Raw genomic sequence first — 19,914 nt, forward strand, 5'->3', positions numbered from 1 at the left:
CTGTGTAAGGAGGAATGATTTTATGGAACTGAAAGCGATTATTGCCATCGGGCTGGTGGTATTCATCATCGGCTGCCTGATTTTCCTGAAAGTCAGAAGCCGGAAGAAGTAACCAGCCAGGGGCGGCCATGCGGGGCCGCCCCTTTTACATACCAAAAAAGAAAGGAGCTTTGCAGATGAGAGAACGATTTGAGCAACGACTGTTCCGCATCTTTGCCCAGGCTGGTTACTCCCCGGTGCAGCTTCTCACCATCACCCCGGAGGAGATGGTGGAGATCCCCGGCATTACCGTTCCCAACATCCGGGCGGTGCTGTGCGTCCAGAACAAGGTGCTGGCAGACCGGAATAAAGTCCGCAGCGGCAGGCTGGTGGAGGAATTGCTGAAAGAAGCCGAAGAAAGCAGGTGTTGCCATGAATGAACTGCACCTGCTGGACATACTGGCGGCCCGGCATGGCTGTTTCATCTCCGACTTAAATCTTTCGCCTATCCTGCGACGGGCGGCCCTTTTGGACCTGTGCAGGATGGATGAGAACAGCTACCCGCTGTCCCAATGGAGAGATACGGTGCGCTACCTTACCGGGGATGAACGGGATTTTGCCAGTGTAAAGGAAATCCAAGCATTTATCAAACAGGATATGGAGGCAGAGGGATGAACGATGATTCCACAGAAAAACGCATGGCCGGTGATTATGAGATTATCCAGGCGGTGCATATAGGCGACCGCGAGGTTGTCCTGGGGGAAAATCCGCAGGATGAAACCGGCATGAAGTATATGTGCGCCTTTTGCCGGCAGAACGCTTTGTTTGCAGAATACAGCGAAGTGATGGCCAGTGATGATTTCCCGGAGATTGTGGAGCTGTTCGGCCAGAGGATTGCCGAGCAAGCGCAGAAAACCCACATAGAACTCAACAAGCCCCGCATACAGGGCATAGACGATCACTCCATCACGGCGGAGGGCTGCATCCCCATTTCCCATGAGGATGATCTGCACGGGAAAATTGTGGTGATAAAGCCGGAGGTGCTGCGCCGGGAATACCGCAGGGCTACCCGCCAGCTCAAGCTCTGTCTGGGCGGCTTTGGGGCTTCTCCACACAGCCGGGGGTCCGCCTGTTACTGCGTTGACCTTTATACCGGAAAAGAAAGCCGCTATGAGCGCATGGACGTGCTGGGAACGATACAGCCGGAGGACCTTCCCGGCTGGGCCAAGCATGGCCTTACTGCGATTCAGCAGGAACAGGCCAAAAAGAAAACCGCAAAGGAGCGTGAGCGATGATGGATTACAGAGAAAACGCCGGATATATCATTACGGATTCCTGTCATGTGGGCGACAGCGAATTTGTGTTGGGCGTTCATTTGACAGCGCCCCAGCAGTTTGTCACCTGGAAATGCAGTAACCGGACGGACTACGATTGGGGCCACTATTTCAGCGACCTGTTTTCCGCGCAGAAGGATTTGGTGGCGCGGGCGCAGGAGGAGGTGCAGTGCCTGGAGGATCAGCGGCAGAACGCCATTGTGCCGGAGGCCCCTTCCTATTCCCCATGGGGCAAAGTCCAGGAATGTGAAACGCTCTGCCCTGGCGTTTATTCCGTTTCCACCCCAGGGCATGGCGGAATTATGGTGCGCCGGGAATTGGCGGAAAAGATATTCCGAAAAGAAGCGATGGGCTGCGGCTTTATAGAGGGCGGCTACCTCTGCTTCGAGGAGGACTGCGACGCGCAGGTGGCTCTCCGGGAGCTGATGGATAAAAAGATGATCCAGGCTCCAGTGAACGAGCGCTTTGGCCCCGGCGCGTATGAGGCTGTCATCAATAGCAGCGTGCAAATTCACCACCCCGAATATTGGCAGGCACGGGAAAAGGCCATATCGGAACAAAACCGACAAGCGAAAAAGAAAGGACGTGAGCGATGATGGAACTGACAATTACCAGCATGACCCCGGTGGATCGCCTGTATGCGTACAACCAGGGCAGCCAGCTTGAAGGGCAAACCGGCTGTATCGGCCATCTGCGCGGGGATTTTGGCGCTGGAAAAGAGTTTTACACTTCCTGGTTCGACCATCGGAGGGAATACAAGACGGACGAGTTTAAGGCGGAGCTTGATGAGGTGGTCAACACTCTGCGGGAGAAGAATGGGCTGCTCTGTACCCGTGACAGCATGACCAGGTTTTGCTATCAGAACCCGGAGGCTGAGTTTGAGGGAAACTACTGCGCCGAGTATGGTTTTAAGGTGCAGACGCCCCAGCACACCTATATGCTCCGGTGCAATCCCAATTATGGAGACTACAACTTTTACCTCTACGCCTACGTTGCCCGATTCCTGGAACACCACATGGAAAAGGCCAAACAGGGTATCCGGTTTATCACGCCCGGCTACAAGGAGCTGTTCCGCATTCCCGACGGCGACCACATCCGCATTTTCACTGGCGGCGGAGAAACCCGCGACCGCACCTGCCGGTTCATCGACGAAACCCATTTTGAAACCAGCGGCGGGTATTCCAGCGCCCTGTATCATATTTGCGAATTTGCGGAGCGATTGGAGCAAACTCACGGGAGCGTAATCCCACTGCGTTCTTCTCTGCCGGTGCAGTGCTTCAGTGTACTTCCCTCATCCGGGGAGCTGATTCTTCTGACCAGGGGCGAAAAAGGCTACAGCCCTTGCTATGATTTTTCAACTCCTGACGTTCAACAGAACCGAGAGTTTGCAGACGACCGCAATGTGAAGAATGGCGTTACCAAAGCGCAGGAGGCCGCTATGCTGGCCGGCTCCATGTTTGGCTGGCAGACCCCAGCCGCCGACCCTAAAAACTATGATGAGCAGGGACAGCCCATCAGGCCCAGGCAGAAAGATCGAGGTGAAGCCCGATGAAGGAGGAAAGACACGTCATCTGGAGCAATTATGGCCTGGACTATGAGGATTGGCGGGACGATCTGGAGGCAGAATACCCGGATTTATCCGAAAATGAGCGCATTTCTCTGATGTATGAAATCAATGGGGATTACCTGGATGATGAACGCGCTAACCTCAATGTGCAGCTCTCCCAGCCGATTTTAGTCGTAGGCGACCTGGGCCTGTGGAATGGACGGCGCATGGGATATAAGGAAATCCCCAGCGGCAACATCCGGGACTGCCTGTATTCCGATACGGATTATTCCACCTGGTATGTGGACCGGCTGGGCGATCTGCGGTGCGACGCCATCCACCATGATGGCACGAACTTTTACCTCTACCGCGTTTACAAGGACAGCGCCAGCCCTTCTCAAATTGAACTGCTGAAAGAAAAATTATATCGCGGCATTGCAACCCGCGCCGATATTACGAGAGTGACCCGCAGGCTGGGCGATGACATCGCTAAAGTCTACGGGTTTTCCATTCCCCGGCAGCGGCAGGCCGCCGCCATGGAAAGATGAGGTGATAAAAATGGCGTCTTTACCGCCCGTAAAACTGGATACGCATGAGGACTGGTTCAACTTGCTGATGACGGTTCTCCATCAGCAGGCGGAACAGAACCCCTATGAAGAATACCGGGAGATGGCTCAAAAGCTGATCGACCAGTTTATGCGCTATGGGAGGCCCTTTGTTGACAGTGACCATGCGCCCTGCGTGGCGCTTCGGATGTACCCGAAGGAGGCCGGAAATACCATCTGGCTGTTACTGCTCTCCCTGTGCAATCAATATGACCCGGATAAGGATTACAGCGCAGAACTGAAAGCTGCGAAAAAAGAATAAGAAAAGGAGGGGCAACCGATGGCGATACGATATAAAGCCTTGACGGAGCTGTACCAGGAAACGCAGCGCAGCGTAACAGCTCCCGACCAGTGGCGGGCGTTTCTGGCTTCTGCCTGCCGCAACTACCGGCTTCCATTTGATGAACAACTGCTTGTCTACGCCCAGCGCCCAGACGCCACCGCCGTCCTGGAGATTGAGCGATGGAACCGGCAATTTGGGCGCTGGGTAAACCGGGGCGCAAACGGCATTGCCGTTTTTGACGGGGAACACAATGGCAAGCCCCGGCTGAAATACTACTTTGATATTTCCGATACCCATGAGGCCCGGTTCCCCCGGCCCGTCCCCCTTTGGACGGTGCGGGAAGAATACGCGCCGGACATCATTGAAACGCTGGAAAACAGCTTTGGGGAGCTGGAGCATAAGGAGGATTTGGGCGAAGCCCTGCTCTCTGCGGCAAAGAACGCCGTAGAGGACAATATGCCCGACTATCTTTCTGAATTGAAAACCCTTACAGAAGGCAGCTTTCTGGAAGAACTGGACGAGCTGAACCTGGAGGTGGAATACCGCAGGGCGGTGCAAAACAGCATTGGATATATGCTGCTGGTGCACTGCGGCCTCGACCCGTCTGATTACTTTGAGGATGAGGATTTTCGGGATGTGCTGAATTTCAACACACCGCAGACGCTGAACGCTTTGGGCGTGGCTGCCGGGGACATCTCCCAGATGTGCCTTTCCGCCATTTCCCGCACGGTCCTTGCCCTGCAAAGACAGCCTCAAAAAGAAAATCGCACATTTGAACCCCAGCAGAAAAACCAGTATGCTGTAACTGAACAGGAAAACACACAGCCGGAAAGGAGTTTTGAATATGACCGAGATCACTTACACCAGGCAGGGCGACTACAATCTGCCGAACCTTCTGCCGCCCCAGGAGGAGCCGGTTCCCCATGGGAAATACGCATTGCTTCGGAAGAAATTTCTCAAGGAGCACCGCAGGGTGACGTACACGAACCTGCTGACCAGCGGGAAATTGAACACACATCTGGCGGAGATCCAGCAGAACGCCCAGCGCCGGATGGAGGAAATCGTGGCGCAGATGGCGAAAGCCGAGGGCGTGACGGAGGAACTGAAAGCCAGAGATCAGATGAAGTGGGTGCAGATGATGAACAACCTGCAGAACGCGGCGGAGGAAACGGTGCTGGCGGAGCTGATCTACAGCTAACGACCCAAGAGCCGGAACCGGGAGAAAGCGCAGGTGGCAAACAGCTCCCTGCGCTTTTGGATGAAAAGCAGATCATGGCCATCATCGCCAACAAGGACGACGACCTGAAATATAAGAAAAATCAGATCGAGCTTTTCTTCTCTGTTCACAGCGACGCCCAGGAACGGGCGGACTACCTGAAATCCGCCTATCACGACCGGTACACTGAAATCATCGCGGACGGGCAGCGCCTGGGATATAAGCCCCAGGAGAATGGCCTGCTCATGTGGGAAGGCTCTTACCCATCCCGCACCAAGGAATCCGTTTTTTCCTGGGATATTGTGGCCCAGTGGACTGCCCAGCTCATTGACAAAAAAGAATATTTCATTCAGACGGACATCCCGCAGCTCCCTACCCAGGAGAGCCAGCAGATGTCCCTTTTTGATTTTGCGGCGTTTCAGCAGCCAGCCCAGGCCGAGGGTACGGCCCAACCATCCATTTTCCCTCACCCGGCTCTGCCCCAGCAGGTAATCGACGAGGCGCTGTGCATTGGTGCCAACGACCAGAACAGCCGCCTCATCATCTGCGCCTATTTCAAAAAGGATAAGCCGGACAATGCCCGGTTCCTTTCCGAACACTACGGCGAAAACGGCGCTGGTTTTTATCTGGATGGCCGACAGTATGCCATCTGGTACAACGCCGAGGGAATCCGCATTGCCCAGGGCGAAAGCGCCCAGCGTTCCAGCGCCACCCTCATCCCCTGGGAACAGGCGGCGGCCCGTATCCGGGAACTGCTGGACTTGGGCCGGTATATGCCCCAGAGCGAGCTGGATCGGGTGGATGAGTATGAGCGCCAGCAACGGGCCGCGCAGCTATGGTATCTCCGGCAGGATTTTGCAGAAGGCACTGCCGACGCGGGCTATCTTCCCACGGTGAATGCCATTTACGGTAAAAATCATGGGTTTCCAGAGGAAAGCGCCGCCATAAGCGATTTGTTAGGCCATCCGGAGGAGCTGCAGAACCTGCGGGATGAGCTGGAGCAGTTTGTCCAGGCATACAGAGAGAACCGGGAACTGCTGCGATTCCATTTCCACCGTCCGCAAAAATTGCTGGAGCAGCTTTCCGACCTGCAGCGGGAACCGCTGCACTTTACCGCCGCCGAAGGGTACGCCCCCCAGCGGCGTTTTTTCATCTCCGGGGACGAGATCGACAACCTTCTCCGGGGTGGAAAACGCAGCACCGATTACCGGCTGGCCGTGTATTCTTTCTATCGCAACCACACAGAGCGCAAGGAACGGGAGAATTTCTTAAAGCACTACCACGGCGAGTACAGCGGCCATTCCGGTGGGAATGACGATGTGACCTACCAGCTCAGTAAAGGTGTTTCTTTCAGCCACGGCAGTATTACCGCCCCCTACGCCAAGGTGGAGCTGAAATGGAACGCCGTGGAAAAGCGCGTCAGCGCCATGATCGTCCAGGGGCGGTTCCTCACCGATGAGGACCGTGCCGCTATGCCGCAGTATGAGAAGCACCAGCTTGCTCGAAATATCCGCACTTTCTTTGAGAACGTACCCCAGGAGCAGCCCCACCCCTATCCCTTCGGCTTTGACTATTGGGACGCGGTGAAGCTCATCGAGCCGCAGCTTGATGACCCGGCCCGTGTGGAAGAAATCTATCAGATGATGGTCCCCATTTGGGAGGCCACCCCGCAGGATGACAGGATGTACACCCTGCGCCGGCAGGCGTTTGAAAACCTCGCCGCCTTCCGGCAGGGAACCTTCACGCTCTTTGCGGAGCACAAGGAGCCGGTAGCCCCCACCACGCCGCAGGCGAAAGCCTACGACCTGGGCTATGGCCATCTGGGAAATGGGCTTACTGTGTGGAACCGGCTGGAGGAAGAACACGGGGACTACAAAACAGTGGCCCACATCGCCCCAGACCGCACGGTGACGATTTACGACGAGGAAATGCCCCAGGCGGTGCGGGAGGAAATCCAGCGGATTGCGGATACCTCGGAAATGACGATTTCCGCCACCCAGGATGCGCCGGTGTTCACTGTGCCGCCCAGAGTGCAGGAACCACCCCAAAAAGAAGAACTGGCAGACCCCTACCCGGAGCTGGCCGCCCAAGTGCTGCGCTTTGTGGGAGAGTTTGACGGTTCCCGCATGGGCTATGGCGAAGATGACGCCCAGGCGGTGGAGAATATCGCCCAGCAGCTTCACGACCCTGTTCAGCGGGAGGAAATCCGCAGACTGCTTCAATCCTTCCTGGACCATGCGGACCCGGAAGAAGAAATCGCGGTGGACATCACTCTCTGTATGGAGCAGATCGCGGAGCTGCCCCCGGCCCTTACCCCGGAACAGGCGCAGATAGAAGAAATCGCCGGTTATCTGGAGGAGGCCGGATATGCGGCTTCCAGCGAACTAATCGAAGAAGGCTTGATGGATTACCGTGCTCATGGCGGCAAAGGTAACTGCCAGGATGTTGCCGACTTCATTGAGCGCGAGTTTTTGTCCGAGGAGCCGGAACCTGCTTCACTGGAGATCGCCAAAGAGTTTATCAACGATTTCTGCGTGGCCGAGTATGGCAGCCCAGCAGATTTTAGCGATTTGGAAAAGGTGGGCATTGCCTACACTACCGTCACCGATGAGGAAATCCCCATCCAGGTCAATGCCGATTTGGTCCATTACCGCATGGAGCGTTACCTGGGCGGGCAGTTTTTGGAGCGCAGGCAGTACGAGAGTCTGGATGAACTCATCCAAAACGAGCTGGCCGAACTTGATTTTGATGACCTCATTTCCGTTTCCGATGGAGAATTGGAATCCATCGGTGCCATGCCGGAGCAGGGGTCAGATGGCTATTTCTTACTCAGCCGCCTAAAAGCCGACTGTGAATATTTCCTTGGCGCTGGCGGACGGGCGGAAAAGCACCTGTGGGCTGGGAACGTACGAGAGCAAATCGCCAAAATGCGGGAACTCTACGCCGCCCTGCCGGAAAAACCGGAATGGCTCACACAGGAGGACATCGAACGCTATGCCCAGCGCATGGAGCCGCCTTTTGAGGTGGTGGTGTACCATCACTTTGAAAATGGATTTGATGAACGGCTGGATTACCAAACGCTGGCGGAGGCAGAACAGGCGGCGCAGAAGTATGTGGCCGGCACCATGGAGGGCGAGGATGGCTTTGCCTATGACGGCGCTGGTGTCTATGACCTTCAGGAGAACAGATGGCTGCGGGTTTACGGGAACTTCCCGGATGAACGGGCCATGGAGCAGGCGAAACAAGCCCCTGCCACAGAAGAACCGACAGCCAGCCCAGAGCAGGCCGATTTACAGCCCCAAAAAGAAGAAGCACTCCCACCCCCGCCGAAGCGCCCCCGCCGTGAGCGCATTACCTTCACGACTCTGCACCCAGAGGCTCCCAGGGACCAGCGCCATGATTTCCGTATTACCGATGACGCCCTGGGCCATGGCACCCCCAGCGAGAAATACGCGGCCAATGCTGCCGCCATCCGCACGTTGAAGCAGATCGAAGCTGAAGAACGGCTGGCCACGCCCGAAGAACAGAAAATCCTATCCCGCTATGTGGGATGGGGCGGCCTTGCGGACTGTTTTGAGGAAACCAGCCCCCACTATGAGGAGCTGAAATCCCTGCTGGATTCGGAGGAATACGCGGCGGCCAGGGCCAGCACCCTCACCGCCTTTTACACGCCGCCCGTGGTTATCCGGGGAATCTACAAGGCCCTCGCTCAGATGGGCTTTACCCAGGGCAATATCCTGGAGCCATCCTGCGGCACCGGCAATTTCTTGGGCCTTTTGCCTGCTGACATGGCGGGCAGCAAAGCCTATGGCGTAGAGCTGGATTCCATTTCCGGGCGGATTGCGGGCCAGCTTTACCAGAACGCCAGCATTTCCGTAAACGGCTTTGAAACCGTGCAAATGCCCGACAGCTTTTTTGATGTGGCCGTGGGCAACGTCCCCTTTGGGGATTTCAAGGTGCTGGATAAGCGGTATGACAAGCACCACTGGCTCATCCACGACTACTTTTTCGGAAAGACGCTGGACAAGGTGCGGCCCGGCGGTATCGTGGCGTTCATCACGTCGAAAGGCACGCTGGACAAGGAAAACTCCGCTGTCCGCAAATACCTGGCCCAGCGCGCCGACCTCATCGGGGCCATCCGCCTGCCGGATAACACCTTCAAGCGGAACGCCGGAACGGAAGTGACCAGCGACATCATTTTCCTGCAAAAGCGCGACCACATCACCGATTTGGAGCAGGATTGGGTTCATTTGGACACAGATGAAAACGGAATCCGCATGAACCGCTATTTCGTGCAGCACCCGGAGATGATTCTGGGCGACATGGTGATGGAATCCACCCGGTTCGGGCCGGACAGCGCCTGCAAAGCCCGCGAGGGTGAAGATTTGTCCGAGCAACTTGCCAATGCCATCCAGTTTTTGCAGGCGGAAATCAAGCCCTACGAGCTGGAGGAACTGGACGAGGAGGAAGATAAATCCATCCCCGCCGACCCCACTGTGAAGAATTTCAGCTATACGCTTGTAGACGGGCAGGTGTACTACCGGGAAAACAGCCTCATGCACCCGGTGGAAGTCTCCGTCACGGCGGAAAACCGTATCCGTGGCATGATCGAGCTGCGGGAATGTGTCCGCAGGCTCATTGAATACCAGACTGAAGGCTACCCGGATGAGGATATTGCAGCCGAGCAGCAAAAGCTCAATGTTCTTTACGACAGCTTTACCGCCAAGTACGGCCTGATTAACAGCCGGGGCAACAAGCTGGCCTTTTCGGAGGACTCCAGCTACTGTCTGCTCTGCTCTTTGGAGGTGTTGGATGAGCAGGGCAACCTAAAAAGAAAAGCCGATATGTTCTCCAAGCGCACCATCCGTCCCCATGTGGCTGTCACCAGCGTGGACACGGCCAGTGAAGCGTTGGCGGTGTCCATTTCGGAAAAAGCCCGTGTGGATATGGACTATATGGCGGAGCTGTCGGGGAAATCCCCGGAGGAACTGGAACAGGAACTTGCCGGGGTGATTTACCGGGATATTCGCTGCGCGGAGAACCCGGAGGACATCCTGCCTTCTTTGGCCGATCTGAGCCGCTATCCTCTTGTCACAGCGGATGAGTACCTTTCCGGGAAAGTGCGCCAAAAGCTGCGGATGGCAAAAGCCTTCCTGGAAGTGGCCCCCGATCATCAGAAAGAAGCCGCCCGCAGAAATGTGGAGGCTTTGGAGGCGGTTCAGCCCCAGGACCTGGGCGCTGGTGAAATCGGCGTGCGCATTGGTGCAAACTGGGTGCCCATCGAGGTGTACCAGCAGTTCATGGTGGAGCTGCTCACCCCCAATTACTATGTGCGGGACCGTATCAGAATCCTGCGTTCTGAAGCCACCGGCCAGTGGAGTATCCGGGAGAAAAACGCCGACCGCAGCAATGTAAAGGCCAACACCACCTACGGCACCAAGCGGATGAGCGCCTACCACATCCTGGAGCAGACCCTGAATCAGAAGGATGTGCGGGTATTTGACTATATTGAGGACGAGAACGGCAAGAAAAAGCCTGCCCTCAACAAGAAAGAAACCGCCATTGCCCAGGATCGGCAGGAACTCATCAAGCAGAAGTTTGCCGAGTGGATTTGGAAAGATATTGATCGCCGGGAACTGCTGTGCCGCATTTATAACGAAACCTTCAACGGCGTCCGCCCCCGTGAGTATGATGGGAGGCACATCCGGTTTGAGGGCATGAACCCGGAAATTTCCTTACGTCCCCATCAGATCAATGCCATTGCGCACATTTTGTACGGTGGAAACACCCTGCTGGCCCACGAGGTAGGGGCAGGCAAAACCTACGAGATGGTGGCAGCCGCCATGGAGATGAAGCGCCTGGGGCTTTGCACCAAGTCGCTGATTGTGGTGCCAAACCACATCACGGAGCAGTGGGCGGCGGAATGGCTCCAGCTCTATCCCAGCGCCAATATCTTGGTTGCTACGAAAAAAGATTTTGAAACCCAGAACCGGAAGAAATTTTGCAGCCGCATTGCCACCGGGGACTATGACGCCATCATTATCGGGCACTCGCAATTTGAGAAAATCCCCATGAGCGTGGAGCGCCAGCAGGCTATTTTGGAGCGCCAGATTGAGGAAATCCTGGAAGGGATCGAACAGGCCAAGGCGCAGAAGGCGGAACGCTACACGGTCAAGCAGATGGAGCGTACCCGGAAATCGCTGGAGACAAGGCTGGCCAAGCTCAACGACCAAAGCCGTAAAGATGACGTGGTCACTTTCGAGCAATTAGGTATCGACCGCCTTTTTATCGACGAGAGCCACTATTTTAAGAACTTGTTTTTGGCGACAAAAATGCGCAACGTGGGCGGCATTGCCCAGACCGAAGCCCAGAAATCCAGCGATCTGTTTATGAAAACGCAGTATCTGGACGAGCTGACGGGCGGGCGCGGCACAATTTTTGCTACTGGCACCCCCATTTCCAACTCCATGGTAGAGCTTTATACCATTCAACGGTATTTACAGTACCGGCTCCTGCAGGAGATGGGCCTGATCCATTTTGACGATTGGGCAAGTAACTTTGGGGAGACTGTCACCGCCATCGAGTTATCGCCGGAGGGCACCGGCTACCGTGCTAAAACCAGGTTTGCCAAGTTTTATAACCTGCCGGAGCTGATGGCTGCTTTCAAGGAGGTGGCTGACATCCAAACAGCGGATATGCTCAAACTCCCCGTGCCCAAGGCCAACTTCCACACGGAAGTAATCCAGCCCTCGGAGCTTCAGAAGGAGATGATAAGGGGGCTGGCGGAACGGGCAGAGAAAATCCGTGCCGGTGGGGTTGACCCCCATGTGGACAATATGCTCCGCATTACCAATGACGGGCGGAAATTGGCGCTGGATATGCGGCTGATTCAGCCTCTGGCCCCGGATGACCCCAATGGCAAGGTGGCTGTCTGCGCCCGGAATGTGTTCCGCATCTGGGAACAGACCAAAGAAAAACGCTCTGCCCAGCTTGTGTTCTGCGACCTGTCCACACCTACCACCGACGGCTCGTTCAGTGTTTATGACGACCTAAAAAAGAAACTGATGGACGCCGGAATCCCGGAGGAGGAAATCGCCTTTATCCACACGGCGGACAGCGAAGCCAAAAAGAAGGAACTGTTTTCCAAAGTGCGCGCCGGGCAGGTGCGGGTGCTGCTGGGTTCTACAGCTAAGATGGGCGCAGGCACCAATGTGCAGGACCGCTTGATTGCCCTACACGATTTAGACTGCCCCTGGCGGCCCTCTGATCTGCAGCAGCGGCTGGGGCGCATCGTCCGCCAGGGCAATGAAAACGAGGAGGTGGAAATCTATCGCTATGTCACCGAGGGCACCTTTGACGCTTACCTCTACCAGCTCGTGGAGAACAAGCAGAAGTTTATCGCCCAGATCATGACCAGCAAGGCCCCCGTCCGTGTGGCGGATGATGTGGATGAAACCGCCCTGAGCTATTCGGAGATCAAGGCGCTGGCCACCGGCAATCCGTTAATTATCGAGAAGTGCAACCTGGATATGGAGGTGGCGCGGCTGAATATGCTGAAAGCCAGCCACTTGAACCAGGTATATGCCCTGGAGGAGCTGGTGTACCGCAAGTACCCGGAGGAGATCACCCGGCTCACGGAACGGATCGCGGGTTATGAGCAGGATTTGGCGCTGGCGGCGGCCCACCCCAAGGCCCAGGAGGGCTTCTGCGGCATGGAGGTGGATGGCAGGCACTACACCGAAAAAGAGGACGCCGGCAAGGCTATCATTGATGTTTGCACCCGTATGACAGGTTCCGACGCTGTTCTTTTGGGGCAGTACCGGGGCTTTTCCATGGTGCTGGCTTATGATGGCAGGAGCAACGAATACCGGATCACACTCAAAGGCACTCTTTCCCATACGGTGACGCTGGGGGCGGATGTGTTCGGCAATATCACCCGCCTGGACAACGCTCTGGAAAACCTTGCAGGCAGCCTGCAGGCCGAGCAGAACAGCCTGGAGGAAACCAAGGCCCAGCTTGAAAACGCCCGCACGGAATTGGCTACACCTTTTGCCCGCGAGGAGGAGCTGGCGGAGAAAACAGACCGTTTGAAAGAGCTGAATATTCTGCTCAACATGGATGAGAAAGACAAGACATTGATGGACGATACCCCAGACGAGGGCGAGGATGTGCCTGCCCGGAGGGTTGCGGAGCTGGCACGGTAAAGGAGGATACGATGACCAACGAAGAATTGAATACCAGGCTCTATGAGAAAATGTTTGCAGAACAGGAGCAGTTCCGGGACTGGCTGCTTTCCCAGCCGGCGGCTGAGATTTTGAACCACGCCTACGAGTACACAGTGCGGGAGGACATCCTGATGTCTCTTGAATACCACGATCTGGAGGATAGTCAGGCCAGGGCGCTGCTGAAATCCGGCAAGCCCTTGAAGCAGATTTTTGAGCGGTGGGAAGATAAAGAAACATCCCACATGGAAAATATTTGGGATACCGTCCAGGAACAGGCCAGAGCCGCTGAAGCCAAACAGAAAGCCAAAGCGCAGAAAGAACGGTAATCGCACATTTGCCATTGCACTGCGGGACAGGTATAGTATAATAAAAATCGTAACAAGGGGTGATGATAGATGGACGATAGCTACTGCCTGCTCCCGGAGCGCATTTCCGAGCAGTTTTCTGAAATCGACAGCGACATTGTGATGGATTTGGCGGCTGCCAGCCCGGAATATGCCAAGTTAAAGGCCCAGATGGAAGAACTGAAACGCCAAAATCCTGTGATTGGCGCTCTGCTGGAGGGCAAGGGAGAACTTTCTTTTACTGCTGAGGAGCATGAAGCCTTGAAAGAATTTATCCGGCTGTATATGCGGGCCGATAATATGGAACGGGAACACATCTACTTCCGGGGCCATGCAGACGGATTTGCCTATCTGAAGAAAATCGGCGCTTTCAAAACTGAATAGTTTTTTGGGCGGCATGGAAAAATCCATGCCGCTTTTACATATCCAAATTCATTCGCACCCCCAAAAAGGTCTTGAACAAAACAAGTTTTTACGGATTAGGAGTAAAAACTATTGAAATTCTTGGAGTTTTTGGCTATGGCTTAAAGCTGCCGCCCAAAACTGCACATTCCCCATTCATATCTGCATATAAATCGCAAAAGTATATGCAGAAAGTCGATTGGAGCAATCCAGTCGGCTTTTTCCATATCTGAAAAGAGTACAGCCCCTTTTACATAGTCAGCTACCCCACATGGGGCGGCTAATCTATGGCTATGTGAAGGGGGCTGTATTTTTTTATGCCTTTTTACGATTCAGAAGCCATCGAACGGGCAAGGCAGGTGGACCTGCTCACCTACCTGCAAACCTGCGAACCCCAGGAGCTGGTCCATGTGTCCGGCAACGTCTACTGTACCAAGACCCATGACAGCCTGCGGATTTCCAACGGCAAATGGTGCTGGTTTTCCCGCGGGATTGGCGGTTACAGTGCGCTGGACTATCTCATCAAGGTCAACGGCTATTCCTTTTTGGAGGCCATGGAAACTATCTCCGGAAGGGCTGCCATCCCGCCGCCTTCCTTTGTGCCAGCGCCGAAGGAGGAAAAGCCCAAGCACCTGCTTCTGCCCCAGGCCGCCCCGGATAATCGGGCGATGATGGCCTATCTCAAAGGCCGGGGCATTGACCAGGAGATTTTGGACTACTGCGTTCAGACCGGGCGGATTTATGAGAGCCGGAACAAGGGCCACAGCAACGTGGTTTTTGTGGGCTTCGACAAGGATGGCAAGGCGCGGTTCGGCTGCCTGCGGGGAATCAGTGAAGCCCGGTTCCACGGGGATTTAAGCGGCAGTGATAAGCACTTTTCCTTCGCCCTGCCCGCTTGCGTGGAAAATCCGGCAGTCCATCTGTGCGAGTGCGCCATTGATGTGATGTCCTACGCTACGCTCTGCAGGCTGGACGGGATCGACTGGCGGCGGCACAATCTGCTGTCCCTGGCCGGGGTGTACCAGCCGAAGAAAAAGATCGAGGAAAGCAAGCTGCCGGTGGCCCTCACCCGGTTTTTGGAGGATCACCCCCATGTGAAAACGGTCTATCTCCATTTGGACAACGACACCGCTGGCCGGCTGGCGGCCAAGGCGATCATGGCTGTCATGCCGGAGGGCTACCGGGTGGAGAACAAACCGCCGCCCCGTGGAAAGGATGTGAACGATTTTCTGTGCCACCGGCTGGGGATTCCCATTCGGGGCAGCCACGGCAAAGAGCCGGAGCGGTGAGTTGCCGGTTTCGCAGCTTCGACAGATTCTCCCTCTTGCAAATTGTTATCATATATGTTAACATTAAAGCAGTGAGGTGAGAGTATGGATGAACTGCGCAAACGGCAGAAAATCATATCCCAGCTTGTGGAGGCCCGTCTGGAGCAGGGCATTTCCCAGGCAGAACTGGCAAGGCGGCTGGGAATCCAGCGTTCCGGGATCAACCGCCTGGAAAGTGGGACACAGAACCCCACGCTTGATATGATCTTAAAAATCGCCTCGGCGCTGGGAAAGGATGTTTCACTGGAACTGAACGACAAGGAGGAGCCTATGAGCAATGTTTACAGTCTCCGCATTTATGATACGGAGCTAATGCGCTTTTCCATGGAAAAGCAGGGCTTGTCCGGCCTTGTGGCCGAAATCTTATACACCAACGAGGAGCAGGCCCATTTGCTGCCTTTGGATATGGAGCGCACCGGCGAGGGCGTCATCCATTGGCTGGAGCGGCGGGTTATCCCCAAAAACCGCGCCTTTGTGGACGAGATTCTGAAAACCCTTGGCCTCAGCCATAACGACACGAAGGGAATCATCGACGTGTGCAAGGGGCTGTCGCTGAACGACAGCTATTGGGTGGTGCCGGAAGGATTTGAGGGGAAATTCTCCCAATACAATCTTTACGAAAATCGTTTTTCCGAGATACTGGCGCTGGTGGCCTATACCGGCGCAGGCGGGAGCCGGCAGGCGTTTACCACATCCCCGGAGCTGACCACAGGCGGTATGCTGCCCAAGGCGTGGCGCTATGTGGACCACGATGGGATTTATCTCTATAAGGGCGGCACGACCGGCGCGTCCAATGCGGGCCGGGAACCGTACTGCGAGTATTATGCTTCGCAGATTGCGGAAACCATGCGTCTGAACGCCGTGCATTATGACCTGGAGAACTGGAAAGGCATTACCGCCTCTAAGTGCGCCCTGTTTACCAACATCGACACGGCCTATATCCCCATCGGGCGCATTGTCCGAACCGGGGGCATTGCCGCCTGCCTTGCCTACTACGACAAGCTGGAGCCGGAGTTTTCCGAGCAAATCCGCAGTATGCTGGTGTTTGACGCCCTGATCTACAATGAGGACCGCCACTTTGGAAACTTTGGCGTCCTGCGGGATAACCACAGCGGCAACATCATCGCGCCCGCCCCCATTTTTGACAACGGGCTGTCCCTGTTCTGCTATGCCGGCAAGGAAGATTATGCGAACCTGGACGAGTATGCAAAAACCCGTTCTAACCCCTACAACATCTCCTATGAGGAAGTGTGTGCGGAAGTCATGGGGCCAAAGCAGAAAGAGCAGCTCCGCCGTATGATCGGGTTCCGGTTCAAGCGCCACGAAAGCCTCAACCTGCCGGAAGAACATTTGCAGGCCATTGAGAAGCATTTGGAGGGCCGGGTGCGCAAGCTGTTGGCAATCCCCACCCGTCATCTGAAACAGGAGAAGGTGCGGTAAAAACGAATATCTTTTTTTGGAGAGCGTTCTGAAAATGGACGCTCTTTTTTGTTGCCCATTTATAGAGAGGAGCGTGAGCGATGAACCATTATGATGTCACCATCCGGGAAACGCTGGAGGTGAAAATGAAGGTGGCGGCAAATAGCCGGGAGGAGGCCGAGCAGTTTGCCAGGGATCAATGGAAACGCGGCGAAGTCGTTCTGGACGCCAACCATTTTACCGGCGTGGAGTTCCACGCAAAGCGGTATTCCCGTGACCGGGGCGAGTGATGAGTTCTTTTTTCGCCTGTCCCGGATTCCCCGCAGGGGAATGGAATGTAGCTGTACCAGCAAGCATCGCCTTTGTGATACCACAAAGGCCGCTTGTTAGGGGGAACGCCCCCTAATACCCCTTTTGAAAGGATGGAGGTTTTCATGGAAGGATTGTTTTTCGCCATTGGATTTCTGCTGGGCGGTGTGGTCGGCGTGCTGATTATGTGCCTGCTTCAAATCAACCGCATCGGCAGAAAGGAGGATTCAGAAGAATGAGAAAACGCAACGTACACGTCCAGTTCTGGCTGGACAAAAAAGAGGCGGAAGCCTTTAACAAGAAAGTAAAACGCAGCGGCCTTTCCCGCGAGGCGTACCTGCGCCATCTGGTGAACGGCCTGGTTCCCCAGGACGCGCCACCGCCCGCCTACTACGACTTTATGCGGGAGCTTCACCGGATCGGCGGCAACCTCAACCAGATCGCCCAGAAAGCCCATGTGCTGGGCGTCATTGATGAGCGCCGCTACGATGAGGAAATGCGGAAGTTTGACCAGCTTGTCCGGGACATCACCCAAGCGGTGATCCTTCCCCGCGCTATGGACACGAAGGGGTCCCCGCGAAGCCTGCTTCGTGGGGAGAAGGAGCACCCGCGAAGCGGTGAGCCTTTTGACGCTTGCGGCAAAAGCGGCAAGCGGAGCGCGGTGTGACGTGGCTACCACATCCATCTGGCGGGTGAACGGCTGGCTGGGCAAGGTCCTCATCTATATCGAGAATCCAGACAAGACCGAAAATCCTGATTTCTTTGAAAAACAGGATATGGATGGCAAGGAGGCCCAGGGCCTATCCGATGTGATCGAGTATGCCGTCCAGCAGCAAAAAACAGGCAAGGCGGTGGAAAGCGAAGGCGAAACGGTCATGCGGCAGTTTGTTTCCGGGGTGAATTGCAGCCCCTCTACTGCCCGCGATGAGATGATAGCGGTAAAAAAGCGTTTCGGAAAGGAGGACGGGACTGTGGCCTACCACGGCTATCAGAGCTTTGCCCCCGGCGAGGCCACGCCGGAGCTGGCCCATGAGATCGGCCTTGCCCTGGCAAAAAAGCTGTGGGGTGAAAAATACCAGGTGCTGGTGGCTACCCATCTGGACAGGGAAAATCATCTGCACAATCATTTTGTAGTGAACACGGTTTCCTTCGTGGACGGCATCAAGTACCACCGTACCGAGCAGGATTATTTCGATATGCAGCGGGAATCCGACCGGCTGTGCCGGGAGTATGGGCTTTCCGTCATTGAGAACCCCCAGCGGGGAAAATCCAAGCACTACGGGGAATGGCGGGCCGAGCAGGAAGGCCGCCCCACCTATCTCTCCCTCATCAAAGCCGATGTGGATACTGCCATCCGCCAGTCTATGACGGAACGGCAGTTTTTTTATCATCTGCGGCAGATGGGCTATGACGTCAAGGTGGGCAAGGATATTACGGTCCGCCCGCCGAATTACCCCCGTGGACGCAAGCTCATGCGTAACTTTGGCGAGGACTACTCGATGGAGAACATCCGCAGGCGGATTTTAGCCCAGCGCCGCCCCCAGCGGGAACACAGGCCGGAGCCGTTTCGGTGCAGGCTCCGCGGGGATTTGAAACAGGCTAAAAAGGTGACGGGGTTCCGCGCCCTCTACTTCCATTACTGCTATCTGCTGGGGGTATTCCCCCAAAAGCAGAACCGCCCGCCCAGGCGGGTGCCTCATACACTGCGGGAAGATTTGATCCGGGCGCAGGAGCTTACCGACGAAGCCCGCCTTCTCTCCCGCCACCGCATTGACACCCTGGAGCAGCTTAACGCCTATCGGTCCGATGTGGAATCTCAGCTTGCCGGCCTGACGGAACAGCGGAAAAGCCTGTACCGGAAACTTCGCACCAAGGCAGTGCTGGCCGACCCTGCCAGGCAGGAGTATATCCGGGCTGAGATCTCCAAACTATCTGCGCAGATCAAGGAGCTGCGCCGGGAGGTGAAGCTGTGCGGGGATATTGCCCTGCGCTCCACTTCCATCAAGGATAAGATACAGGCCGCCCGTGAGGAAGTCTCCGGCAGGGATGAGAAAGCCCGCCATGAGCCGGAGCAGGGCCGGGCGGCTCCCCCAGGAAGGAGATGATTTTTGATGTATAACTCAGGCGACGCGGCGGAGCAAGTGGTACGGATGAGCCTGGAGGGTGCTGAATTTGCCCTCAAGATCACCGGTTCTGCTGCTAAAAATCTGGCCGCCGCCCTTTACACGGTTTTGAAAGACCAGAAAAAGACCAAGGGCAAAGCCCGCATTGAAGCTATGCTGCGGGAAAAGCGCCCCTTAAAGGTTTACACCATCAAGAAGGAGGATTGCCCGGAGTTTGCCAAGCAAGCCAAGGGGTACGGGATTCTCTATGCTCCCATCCCGGTGAAAAAAGGTGACGACACCATCGACATTCTGGTGTTCGAGGATGACGCCGCCAGAGCCAACCGGATCGTGGAGAAGTTCAAGCTCACCGTTGTGGATACGGCTTCGATCAAGGAGGATATTGAGAAATCCCGCGAACAGCGCGGCAGCGAACCCGCCGCCCCGGAGCAGGCCATGCCGGAAAAAAGCGAGGACGACCAGCTTTTGGATGAGCTGATGGAGAAGCCCGTCCAGAAAGAGAAGGCCCAGCCAGAGCACCCGGCAGCGGAGAAAACCGATTCTTTTACACCAGCGGCGGAAAAATCCCATCCGTCCGCGCCTATCTCCGAGAACAGCAGCAAGTCCGCAAGGGGTACTTCTGATGGGGCCGAAAAGCCTTCCGTCCGGCAGGAGCTGCGGGACATCCAGGCCCAGCGGAAGAAGGAGGCGGAGGCTGCCAGGGCCGAGGAGCCGGCTGCGCCCCAGAAGAAGGCGGCTCAGAAAACCACACGGCACCAGCCGCCCAAACCCAAAAAGAAACCCAAATCGAAAGAGAGGTAA

17 protein-coding genes are annotated in these 19,914 nt (G+C 55.8%); all 17 read left to right on the top strand.

From position 1 onward, the window contains the following. The first annotated feature begins 176 nt into the window (after window positions 1–176). Window positions 177–419, top strand: a complete 243-nt coding sequence (locus tag GT748_RS08535) for a hypothetical protein (protein ID WP_087242929.1) — start codon at window positions 177–179, stop codon at window positions 417–419. Continuing rightward, window positions 412–654 (top strand): hypothetical protein, encoded by a 243-nt coding sequence (locus tag GT748_RS08540; RefSeq protein ID WP_117685575.1) that lies wholly within the window; start codon window positions 412–414, stop codon window positions 652–654. The genes GT748_RS08535 and GT748_RS08540 overlap by 8 nt, the downstream gene beginning before the upstream one ends. Then, window positions 651–1,274, top strand: a complete 624-nt coding sequence (locus GT748_RS08545) for a hypothetical protein (protein WP_154259074.1) — start codon at window positions 651–653, stop codon at window positions 1,272–1,274. The genes GT748_RS08540 and GT748_RS08545 overlap by 4 nt, the downstream gene beginning before the upstream one ends. Next, window positions 1,271–1,909 carry a DUF7007 domain-containing protein gene (locus tag GT748_RS08550; protein WP_154259072.1) on the top strand — a complete coding sequence of 213 codons (639 nt, stop codon included), beginning with the start codon at window positions 1,271–1,273 and terminating at the stop codon, window positions 1,907–1,909. The genes GT748_RS08545 and GT748_RS08550 overlap by 4 nt, the downstream gene beginning before the upstream one ends. After that, window positions 1,906–2,865: a hypothetical protein gene (locus tag GT748_RS08555; protein ID WP_243133840.1), complete on the top strand. Its 960-nt coding sequence runs from the start codon at window positions 1,906–1,908 to the stop codon at window positions 2,863–2,865. Before GT748_RS08550 ends, GT748_RS08555 begins: the two co-directional genes overlap by 4 nt. Beyond that, entirely contained in the window at window positions 2,862–3,407 is a 546-nt protein-coding gene (locus GT748_RS08560; protein ID WP_087242938.1) for a hypothetical protein, read from the top strand. The genes GT748_RS08555 and GT748_RS08560 overlap by 4 nt, the downstream gene beginning before the upstream one ends. Window positions 3,408–3,417: 10 nt before the next feature. Continuing rightward, window positions 3,418–3,726, top strand: coding sequence for a hypothetical protein (locus GT748_RS08565; RefSeq protein ID WP_015535527.1), 309 nt, complete (start codon window positions 3,418–3,420; stop codon window positions 3,724–3,726). An 18-nt stretch (window positions 3,727–3,744) separates the two neighbouring features. Then, on the top strand, window positions 3,745–13,167 hold the full coding sequence (locus GT748_RS08570) for an LPD11 domain-containing protein (protein ID WP_154259070.1): 9,423 nt from the start codon (window positions 3,745–3,747) through the stop codon (window positions 13,165–13,167). An 11-nt stretch (window positions 13,168–13,178) separates the two neighbouring features. Beyond that, entirely contained in the window at window positions 13,179–13,514 is a 336-nt protein-coding gene (locus GT748_RS08575; RefSeq protein WP_154259068.1) for a DUF3848 domain-containing protein, read from the top strand. A 69-nt stretch (window positions 13,515–13,583) separates the two neighbouring features. Then, window positions 13,584–13,916: a DUF6664 family protein gene (locus tag GT748_RS08580; protein WP_154259066.1), complete on the top strand. Its 333-nt coding sequence runs from the start codon at window positions 13,584–13,586 to the stop codon at window positions 13,914–13,916. A gap of 335 nt (window positions 13,917–14,251) precedes the next feature. Next, window positions 14,252–15,223, top strand: coding sequence for a DUF3991 and TOPRIM domain-containing protein (locus tag GT748_RS08585; RefSeq protein WP_154259064.1), 972 nt, complete (start codon window positions 14,252–14,254; stop codon window positions 15,221–15,223). A gap of 84 nt (window positions 15,224–15,307) precedes the next feature. Next, window positions 15,308–16,702: a helix-turn-helix domain-containing protein gene (locus tag GT748_RS08590; RefSeq protein WP_154259062.1), complete on the top strand. Its 1,395-nt coding sequence runs from the start codon at window positions 15,308–15,310 to the stop codon at window positions 16,700–16,702. 80 nt (window positions 16,703–16,782) lie between these two features. Beyond that, window positions 16,783–16,971 carry a DpnD/PcfM family protein gene (locus GT748_RS08595; RefSeq protein WP_154259060.1) on the top strand — a complete coding sequence of 63 codons (189 nt, stop codon included), beginning with the start codon at window positions 16,783–16,785 and terminating at the stop codon, window positions 16,969–16,971. A gap of 144 nt (window positions 16,972–17,115) precedes the next feature. Further along, window positions 17,116–17,229, top strand: coding sequence for a DUF3789 domain-containing protein (locus GT748_RS08600; RefSeq protein ID WP_015535520.1), 114 nt, complete (start codon window positions 17,116–17,118; stop codon window positions 17,227–17,229). Next, window positions 17,226–17,657, top strand: a complete 432-nt coding sequence (locus tag GT748_RS08605; RefSeq protein WP_154259058.1) for a plasmid mobilization protein — start codon at window positions 17,226–17,228, stop codon at window positions 17,655–17,657. The genes GT748_RS08600 and GT748_RS08605 overlap by 4 nt, the downstream gene beginning before the upstream one ends. A gap of 1 nt (window position 17,658) precedes the next feature. Further along, entirely contained in the window at window positions 17,659–19,095 is a 1,437-nt protein-coding gene (locus tag GT748_RS08610; RefSeq protein WP_161213489.1) for a relaxase/mobilization nuclease domain-containing protein, read from the top strand. A 6-nt stretch (window positions 19,096–19,101) separates the two neighbouring features. Continuing rightward, on the top strand, window positions 19,102–19,914 hold the full coding sequence (locus GT748_RS08615) for a PcfB family protein (protein ID WP_055271093.1): 813 nt from the start codon (window positions 19,102–19,104) through the stop codon (window positions 19,912–19,914).

Origin of the sequence: Bittarella massiliensis (ex Durand et al. 2017), from assembly GCF_009876955.1 — a bacterium.
Classification (GTDB): domain Bacteria; phylum Bacillota; class Clostridia; order Oscillospirales; family Ruminococcaceae; genus Bittarella; species Bittarella massiliensis.